Raw genomic sequence first — 9,966 nt, forward strand, 5'->3', positions numbered from 1 at the left:
TGAGTGTTTGAGTGTTTGAGTGTTTGAGTGTTTGAGTGTTTGAGTGTTTGAGTGTTTGAGTGTTTGAGTGTTTGAGTATTTGAGTAGCTATAACAGCTATCAGCTGACGCGAGCACTTAGCTGTAGCTTGTATTTCAGAATAACTATGTCCAGATTTCAGAAAGCTAGCGATAATCTTACGCTTCTCGGTATCTTTCCTACGTCCTGAATATTTGCTTTCTACCTTAGCACGAGCAATACCTTGCATTTGACGGTTACGTCGATCTTCATAGTTCTTTCTAGCAATAGCAGCGAGCATATCAAGCATCATCGAATTGATGGCCTGTAATACGCTGCTCATAAATTCAGTGCTGCTATCAGATTGAGGAGTTATATAAGAGGTCGGTAGCTCTTTTGATACTACCGCCAGTTTCTTTTCTAATAGCATTCTTTTGAGAGTATCCCAATCAGCTTGGTTCAAACGTGCTAAGCGGTCAATCTGCTCAACCAAAATTATATTGCCTTCATGGGCGTCATCAATCAGTTACATTAACTGTGGACGTATTAAAGTTGCGCCTGACTCGTTTTCAACATAGAAGGCGGCAATTTTGTGACCATGATCAGTAGCAAACTGTATAAGCTCATTTTTGGCACGCTTGGCATCTTATTCTTTGATAAACGCTCGTAGATACGCTCTTATAAACATAAATACGTACAATAGTCTGTTATAAGCATCTCCATTACAGCAGTCTATTTTAAGTCGTCTATTAATCGGTTTTTGATGCCTTTTAGATGGTCCCCTTGGAGTATGATTAAATAGAACCAGTGAAAACTGACTTTTTCTACCAACGTCGTTTGTCATAACCTCTGTTATGGCGACTGGGCAAGCCCAGGTTCTGCCACTCTGATTGGTGCTGGCCGCAGTGCTAGAGAGAATGTACCAGCCATAGTGGAGTTTTTAGTACGTGATGGTTAAAACAACCGTATTCTATGTATTGCGAGGTGCAAACATAATAATAGCCATGCCTAGAAGTGCCACTGCTGTACCTAATATGTCCCATGTCGTTGGTCGAATACCATCAACAGCCCATAACCAAAGAATTGCCATTGTTACATACACACCACCGTAGGCGGCATAAACTCTGCCAACGGCGGTTGGATGTAAAGTCAGTAGCCATACAAAAGCAACCAAACTAAGCGCACTAGGGACAAGCAGCCATATTGACTTACCCTCTCTCAGCCATAAGTATGGCAAATAGCAACCTATAATCTCTGCTAGAGCAGTAACGGCAAAAAGCCCTACTGTTTTTAATTCAAACAAAAAACCTACCACTTTAATTATTCATAATTTAGCACTATAGTTTATCATCTCACTGTAAAAAATATCCTCAAAAAATATACTGCTATATACAATATAAGCTATTTTTATCAATAACCTATACCCTAGAATAATAGGAAATCCATTGCAATGACAAAACCTGTTTGGTCTTTAAACAAGATGGGTTTGTCAACAGGATGTAAGATAAATTGGAAAAGTGAGTAGAGTGTTAGATTATTCATACTGGGTCTAAATTAAAATTTTATGGTGATTAATTTATGCTCAATGTTATTTAATGGTGGCTTGTGATTTAATTAAGAAAAGTAACCTTGAGTAATAAAATACGTTTGTAGCAGGGCTTGTTCTAAGCTCCTTTACTTCCACTTGTCTATAAATTATTTTTTAGTAAACGATCGGATATAAACGTGCCAAACGGTAAGAGTGAGCCGAGTACGCCCGCAGGTATTGCTCAAAGAAGCATTTTCATTTTGAGAGCTGAGCCTATAAGTATATAGCTTTGTACAGAGCTTTGAATTACTGGTTTTTGTCATCTACCACTTAGCACGTCACGTCTTCGTCTAGCCACTTCAAAATCATTCTGCGTTCACTCGCATACAATTATGCATTGGGTTTTAGTACATAGAATGAGAGAGTGTTTGTATTAATCATACATTACCTTCCAGTTCACATTTTATAAACATACTCAAGTATAAAAAGTATTTTTCCGTATAGAGTGACTACGACGCTAGTTCATTTTGTTTGTGATAATCGGCATCAATGTGCTTATTTATTACGCTTACTTTCTAAAAATATCATGTCAATTATAATCAATGCGACACCGACACAGACACCTATATCTGCAACATTGAAAATAGGATAATTCCAGACATCAGCATAATGCACATGGATAAAGTCAACCACTTTACCAATTCTTAAACGATCGATTAAGTTGCCAATCGCACCACCGAGCATTAAGGCTAACCCCATGGACAATAGCTTGGCTGCACGTGGCGCTTTGATTAAATAAACCGTTAAAAAGATAGCCATTACAAAAGCTAAGCCTGAGAAAAACCATTTCTGCCAACCGCCAGCGTCGGCTAAAAAGCTAAATGCTGCCCCATAGTTATAAGCGAGTGTCCAGTTGAGAAATGGTTCAATGACCGGTACGGGGTCATTGAACGCTAATTTGGTTTGGGCCAACCACTTAGTCCATTGATCAAGTATTAATACCATTATCGCCAACAAATACCAGATAAAAGCGCGACTGCCATTGGCAACCATTTTTGGCATTTTATTCAACTTACCTTTAGGTGTTATCGAGTTGCCTGAGGTTACGTACATAGCTTTAGGCGTATGATTCATGGTTTTAGAGTCAATTGATTGATGAGTACTACTCACAGCTATAGGTACTTTATTGTCAGCAATATTAGTACTAGCCGATTCAACGCTATTCAATTTAGTACTATCTAATCTGTCGGTAGATTCAGTCATAGTTGTTTTCTTTATCTGTGTTTATACAATGAACAATGTTAAACGTATATGTTTTTAGTATACGACTATTAATAGCGCCACTTTTAAAAACGGCTCCACTTACCGCTCTGGTATTATGAAACTTACGGTAATAATTTTTTATTAGGGAATCTGTTGATTGATTTCAATATTAACCTGAGTCTGTTCAGCACTAATCACTATCGGATTACCCGATAAGTCGCCTGACTCTGCTATGGCATTACCGCTATGACTAATACGAGCAACGACTGCTAACTGAGTTTTGTCACTACGAGCTGAATTTAACGTGCGATCTGGCATCATCGCATCAAGATTGCTTAAGCGGATACTGGCCTCACCTTGCTCAATAACACTAATGGGTAAACGTTTGGCGGCAAACGGTGGACCTCCTTTAACGTCACGTATCGCAACAAACAACACATCATCAGCTTTCACTAACGGTAATAAATTAGCGTTAATTTTCACTGTCACGTCAATACCTTCTAGCGCTTGCTTTTCTTGCGTGCTAACGTAGTTGCTTAACTCATCTAAGCTTGCTAAAGCTTTAGTATGATCACCTGGTTTGGCCACAATGCTGCCTTGTAAGCGTTTAATCCAACCTTGCGCTTGGGCAAAGTTACTACTACGAGTCTCACCCATTGCCATGAGCATTTGAGCCCGTTCATGCTGCGGATTCTTAGCTAATATAGCTTGTAATACACGGCGAATATTGGCGTCTAACTGACCTTCATTAACGAAAAAGCTAGTCTGAGCATAAGTGGTGGCGATTTCTTCATTTTCAGGAGCTAAACGATAGGCACGAGATAAGGCTTCCAGCGCAGAATCAGTTGCCTCCATAGATAAGAAAAGCTCGGATAGGCGCATCCAGCGATTAGGATCATCAGCATTACGATGAACATTGGTTTGCATGGCGCTAATCAGTTGACGACCATCTTCAAACGCCCATGATGGCGGCTTGTCAATTTTAGCTGTCAATAGGTCGTCAGCCACTTGTCCTACTTTGTCCTCAGCTGTCCACAAATCAAACACGGGCGTACGATTGCCTATTAGTAAATACGCCATTGCAGCCAATATTGGGATCCAAGCTGCGACAATTAAACGGCTTTTGACATCAGGGGTGACCATAGGTGTTATCTGACGCTGCGCATCTAATAGCTGACGCTCAAGCTCCAGCTTTTGATTTTGATAATGGCTATTATTAATAGTACCGCTGTCTTTATCTGTTTGTAGCTCAGCTAAACGTTCGCGAAATACTGCAACATTAATATCTAGCAGTTGATTGTCTATTGGTTTGGACTGCAAACGCGGTGCTCGTAGCCATGGCATAATAGCAATCAGCGCAAATATAAGAGCAATCAGCAAGCTTAGAGTTACAAATAAGCCAAAAGTAGAAAATAGAGTCATTTTTTGTCCTCTAGGCTAGTAATGTCGTGGTCGACACTCTCAGCTTGCGATAATAGACGATCAAGCTCAGCCTTTTCCGTAGAGGTCAAGGCAGCAGTACTGTTCACTGTGACGCCGCTTTGACCACGGGCAACAACTTGGCGACGCTTACTTTGCCAAAACCAACCAATAATTAAGACGAGCAATAATAGTGGTGGAAAAAACCATAGGATCCATGTTGATGGTCGCATAGGCGGCTTGTAGCTAATAAAGTCACCGTAGCGCTCTTGCATATAGACGCGTATTTCAGCATCACTACGTCTATCTTTAATTAAATCATAGACTTTTTGCTTTAGATCCTGTGCAATCGGTGCATCAGAGGCTGCAAGGTTTTGATTTTGGCATTTTGGGCAGCGAAACTCTTCTATTAATCCACGATACTGAGCTTCTTGCTGTGGTGAGTCAAAATCGTATACGTCAATAGCTGCGTTTGCCGTCATGTTAAGCAGACACGCTAGTATTAAGCTTGCTAGTTTTAAAACTATATTGGGTTTTAGTTGAGGAGCTCTTATTCGAATAACGTTCATTTGCACATCTCCTCAACCTGAATGAGATCAGGACTATCGTTGTTCTTATTAGCCTCATTAAGTACGGTCAGGCACGGCTTAACACGCTGTTGCCAATTGGCTTCATTAACCTCACCAACAATATGCTGACGAATGATGCCATCTCCATCCACAACAAAGGTTTCGGGCGCACCAGTTATGCCTAAGTCTAGAGCAAACTGACCCAATGAATCCTGAATAGACATAGAAAATGGATCACCGCCTCGGTTTAAGTAACTGAGCGCATTACCAATCTCATCCTTATAATTCACACCAACGATATCAACGCCGCGCTCTTCTAGTTGCATTAAAAACGGATGCTCAATAACGCAAGTTGGGCACCATGAGCCCCAAACATTAAGTAAAAACGGCTTATCCGGCAAATTATCATTGGTGATAGTACGGGTAGTATCTGCTAATAACGGCAGCTCAAAGGTAGGAACCGGACGCTCAAGAGCGGTATTGGTCACAATGTCTGTTGGTTTACCTAAGCGCATGTACAATATAACTACCAAACCAAAAAAGAGGATAAGCGGAACTAAGAACCATAGCTTCGTCTGCTTTTTTTTCATTGTCTTTGGGTTACGCTGCTTACTGTTTTGGCTATTTTTTTGCTCAGGAGTATTATTCGACATAGTCATTTATTTCTCCTTTAGTGTCGACATCGTCGATGCTGAGATTGCCTGTTCAATAGCTACCTCATTGACTCCATCAGTAGCCAGATCACCAGTAACTAGCAATGGAGCTTTAACTTTTTTGATGCGGTATCGTTTATCAAGCATGCTAATTAATCCACCTAGAGCCATGATAATTGCCCCTAACCAAATCCAGCGAATTAATGGTTTTACATAAATCCTTAATGCCCATTGGTTACTACCATCGGCAATAGGTTCGCCCAGTGCGACATAAACATCGCGCATTAGGCTAGCATCAATGGCCGCCTCAGTGGTCGGCATAGTGCTAATGATATAAGTACGCTTTTCTGGATTCAGTTTCGCCACTTCACGACCGTTTTTGGATACCACGACTTGCGCCTGCGTTGCATCAAAGTTACTACCCTTTATTTCAAAAAATTCAGTTACTTCAAAATCGTAACCTTGAACATTGACTGTATCGCCAATACCCATTGCTACGTCACGCTCAGTACTCAAGCTACTAGTAAAGGCTATGCCAATGACAGCAACCAATACGCCAATATGAGCAGTCTGTTGACCCCAATAGCTCAGACGCAACTGCCGCAAACCGTTAAAAAGATTAGGCGCATTCTTAGTTTTATCTTTAAAATCAACTGCCATCCATAGCAGTGCCCAAAAGCTAACGGCTAAAGTCACACCAATATTAAGCATAGACGATGGATTAACAAAGTAAGTAATAATGGCGGCTAATACTAAGCTACTAACGGCGATGACCATGCCTATACCCAGTAGTGGACGGGTGTCTTTTTTCCAGCGAATATTTGAGCCCATACCCATAGCTATTAATAACAGCCACGTTAAAGGTACAAATAATGCATTAAAATAAGGAGGGCCAACGGACACTTGTCCTAAACCAAAGGCATCAGCGATAATAGGGTAAAGGGTGCCGAGCAGAACCACTAAGGTTGCAATCAAAATGATGGCGTTGTTGATCACTAAAAAGGACTCACGTGAAATCAGCTGATATTGACTTTCAACGGTTAAACGCCAACCTCGAACGGCAAACATTAATAGACCACTACCGATGATAATGCCAAGAATAGCTAAGATAACCAAACCACGCGTCGGATCAGCGGCAAACGAATGCACTGAGGTAAGGACTCCAGAGCGTACCAGGAACGTGCCAAGCAAGCTTAAGGCAAAGGCGAAAATAGCCAGCATGATGGTCCATGCTTTAAACACCCCGCGCTTTTCAGTGACTGCTAATGAATGCAGCAATGCTAAGCCGACAAGCCAAGGCATAAACGAGGCATTCTCTACCGGATCCCAAAACCACCAACCGCCCCAGCCAAGCTCGTAGTAGGCCCACCACGAGCCCAGTGCAATACCAATGGTCAAAAACCCCCAAGCCGCGAGCGCCCATGGACGTGACCAGCGTGTCCAAGCAGCATCTAAACGCCCTTCCCACAATGCCGCCATACAAAATGCAAAAGGTACTACCATACCCACATAGCCCATATATAACATGGGCGGATGAATAATCAGACCGAAATCTTGTAGGACAGGATTTAAATCAGCGCCATCGACCGCTAGATTGGGTAAGGTACGCTCAAACGGTGACGAGGTAAATATCAGCATCGTTAGCATCATTAACTGTACACCGGCCAAAATAACTAATACCCGCGCACGCATTGATAACGGCAAGCCGCGACTAAAGTATGATACCAGTGCACACCATGTGGCCATGATGGTCATCCATAGCAGCAAAGAGCCCTCGTGTCCGCCCCATGTCGCCGATAACTTATAGTACCAAGGCAACAGCGTATTGGAATGCTGCGCGACGTAACTGAGGCTAAAATCATTATAATAAAAACCTGCTATCAAAGCGCCAAATGACGTTATCATGGCGGCAAACTGTGCCCAAGCTAAGCTAGGGGCTAGTCGTTGCCAAGCAACTTGGTTATGAATAACACCAATAGTTGGCAGAATTACCTGCAATAACGCCAATACAAAAGCGGTAAGCAAGGCAAAATAGCCCAATTCTGTAATCAACATACGGTCTAACCTTATTTACTCTAATGCGGTTGCAGTTTACTGTGGCGGTGGAATTTTTATTATTAGAACCCACCCCCGAAATCTGCTGCTATCTCTAGTTTTTAATTGATTTCGAAGGGTTTTATTTAACTACTTTAGGCGGATTTACCAATGGAGGCGCTCCCTTAAAGCGCAGTAAACGTAACGCATTAAGAGTAACGAGCACTGTTGCTCCAGCATCAGCTAGAACCGCAATCCATAGTCCAGTAATGCCGAATACGGTCGTGATCAGAAAGACGCCTTTGAGACCCAAAGCGAAAATGACGTTCTGATGAATGTTGCGCATGGTGGCACGTGAAAGTGCGATGAGATGAGCCATATCCGTAACACGACTTTTTAATAATGCGATATCGGCCGTCTCAATGGCCACATCGGTACCACCACCCATCGCGATGCCAACATCGGCAGTTGCTAGCGCTGGCGCATCGTTAATACCATCACCAACCATCGCTATTTTGCGGTTGTTCTTCATCTCGTTAAGCAGGCGCAGTTTGTCCTCAGGCAACAGCTCAGCTTCCCATTCCACGTCTAAATTACTGGCAAGTGCTTGAGCGGTTAAGCGGTTGTCGCCTGTTAGCATGACGGAGCGCACACCCATCGCTTTGAGCTGAGCCACACCTTCATGAGCGTCGTCTCGTAATTCGTCTCTTAGCGCGATTAATCCAAGCACTTCACGGTTTTGCTCATCGAAAAGAACAGAGACGGTCTTACCCTCATTTTGCAGCGCCTCAATTTGCGCCTGTTGTGTGGATGAAATCAATGCCTCATCGGCTGCGTAAACAGGCGAACCGATAGCTAGCGCGCGCTCCGCGACAGTTGCGTGTACCGCTTTACCCGCAGTAGCAGAAGCTTTGGAAGCCACAGGTATAACAACTTTAGCGGCTTCAGCATGGCTGACAATGGCTTCAGCAAGTGGGTGACTAGAACCAGTCTCCACACTGGCAAAAAGTGCCAATATCTCATCTTGACCTTGAGAATTCTGACCTTGAATACTTGAGTCCTCTTGTGTAAAGGCAACAACATCGGTCACGCGTGGTTTGCCTTCAGTTAAAGTGCCTGTCTTGTCAAAAGCGACCGTCTTCACTTGGCCGATAGTTTCTAAAGCACTACCGCCTTTGATCAGCAAGCCACGGCGCGCACCAACAGCAAGACCAGAGGCGATGGCAGCGGGTGTTGATAGTACAAGAGCACAGGGACAGGCAATCAGCAACAGTGCTAGACCGCGATACAACCAAGTCGACCAATCTCCACCCATGGCTAACGGTGGAATGATAATAATTAGTGCGGCAATAGCCATCACTGCCGGTGTGTAATAGCGACTGAATTTCTCAATAAAACGGGCAGTGGGTGCTTTGGAGGCTTGGGCTTGCTCTACCAGCTCAATAATGCGCGAAATGGTGTTATCGGCGGCTGTCTTTTCTACGCGCACTTGGAGCACACCATCGATGTTAATTGACCCTGCAAATACATTGTCACCCATCGTCTTGGCAACAGGAACAGACTCTCCCGTCACGGGCGAATCATCAAGGCTGGACGCACCTTGAACAATGGAACCATCAGCAGATACCCTATCTCCAGGACGCACCAGCACAAGGTCATTCACTTGTAATGAAGTCGCTGGAACGTTACGCTGCCCACCTTGAGCATCAAGTAAAATTGCACTTTTCGGAACCAGCGATGATAAGGCTCTGATGCCAGCGCGAGCGCGATCAGCAGCGATACTCTCAAACAGTTCACCGATTGAGAACAAAAAGACAACTGCTGCGGCCTCTTCAGCTTCACCAATGATAAGTGCGCCAAGCACGGCGACGGACATCAGCGTTTCAATTGAAAAGAATGAACCTGTTTTAGCCAGTGCTAAGGCTTTGCGCGCAAATGGAAAAACGCCTACAATCACAGCGATGGCAAACACCCATATCCCATAAGCGGGCAACAGTAGTGACAGTGCATAAGCGCTGCCCATCAAAATACCGAGGCCAACAACCTGTTTGCCTTTTTGAGTTTGCCACCATTGCTTATCCTGCGGAGCCATCTGATTGTCGCTGTCAATATCAATAGCCGATACAGTTTGTTGACCAGTATTGGCAGAGATGCCGAACCCTAGGCTTTTGATTGTTTTTTCGATATCACTAGCCTGAGTCGGCGCACCAGGGGCTAAATTTAGCTCTAGCGTTTCTGTAGCGAAATTCAGCTGAACATCAGAAACCCCAGGCATACGTTTCAAAGCTGTTTCAATCTTGCCGATGCAACTGGCACAGTCCATACCTTCAATATGATATTTCATAATAATTTACCCTTTGAATAATGATATTATGAACCCTATAGTGGCTTTAGAGTCAAGGTTATTTATCTACAGTTTCGTAATTTTAGGTGTAATGGACAAAATTCATGCTAGAGATTAGAAGGTAGTCGCTAATGGACAAAATTCATGCTATTTGAGTGT

At 43.3% G+C, this 9,966-nt stretch carries 7 protein-coding genes and 1 pseudogene; all 8 read right to left on the minus strand.

Annotation, left to right across the window (positions count from 1 at the left end):
• Window positions 1-85 precede the first annotated feature (85 nt).
• Window positions 86-616, minus strand: a pseudogene (locus JMY08_RS13575) (recombinase family protein); the annotation flags it as partial.
• A gap of 351 nt (window positions 617-967) precedes the next feature.
• Window positions 968-1,300 carry a YnfA family protein gene (locus JMY08_RS13580; RefSeq protein WP_057762360.1) on the minus strand — a complete coding sequence of 111 codons (333 nt, stop codon included), beginning with the start codon at window positions 1,298-1,300 and terminating at the stop codon, window positions 968-970.
• A gap of 780 nt (window positions 1,301-2,080) precedes the next feature.
• Entirely contained in the window at window positions 2,081-2,788 is a 708-nt protein-coding gene (gene lspA / locus JMY08_RS13585) for a signal peptidase II (protein WP_045448075.1), read from the minus strand.
• Window positions 2,789-2,929: 141 nt separating this feature from the next.
• A complete protein-coding gene (ccmI, locus tag JMY08_RS13590; protein WP_045448072.1) occupies window positions 2,930-4,210 on the minus strand; it encodes a c-type cytochrome biogenesis protein CcmI in 1,281 nt (426 codons plus the stop codon).
• The gene (locus JMY08_RS13595; RefSeq protein ID WP_020443538.1) at window positions 4,207-4,689 is read right to left on the minus strand and encodes a cytochrome c-type biogenesis protein; all 483 of its coding nucleotides are present in this window, start codon (window positions 4,687-4,689) and stop codon (window positions 4,207-4,209) included. The genes ccmI and JMY08_RS13595 overlap by 4 nt, the downstream gene beginning before the upstream one ends.
• Window positions 4,690-4,772: 83 nt before the next feature.
• The gene (locus JMY08_RS13600; protein ID WP_101211262.1) at window positions 4,773-5,435 is read right to left on the minus strand and encodes a DsbE family thiol:disulfide interchange protein; all 663 of its coding nucleotides are present in this window, start codon (window positions 5,433-5,435) and stop codon (window positions 4,773-4,775) included.
• On the minus strand, window positions 5,436-7,484 hold the full coding sequence (locus JMY08_RS13605; protein WP_102083144.1) for a heme lyase CcmF/NrfE family subunit: 2,049 nt from the start codon (window positions 7,482-7,484) through the stop codon (window positions 5,436-5,438).
• A 121-nt stretch (window positions 7,485-7,605) separates the two neighbouring features.
• Window positions 7,606-9,807: a heavy metal translocating P-type ATPase gene (locus JMY08_RS13610; RefSeq protein WP_102083145.1), complete on the minus strand. Its 2,202-nt coding sequence runs from the start codon at window positions 9,805-9,807 to the stop codon at window positions 7,606-7,608.
• Window positions 9,808-9,966 lie beyond the last annotated feature (159 nt).

The sequence above is a fragment of the Psychrobacter sp. Pi2-51 genome, from assembly GCF_904846665.1.
GTDB lineage: Bacteria > Pseudomonadota > Gammaproteobacteria > Pseudomonadales > Moraxellaceae > Psychrobacter > Psychrobacter glaciei.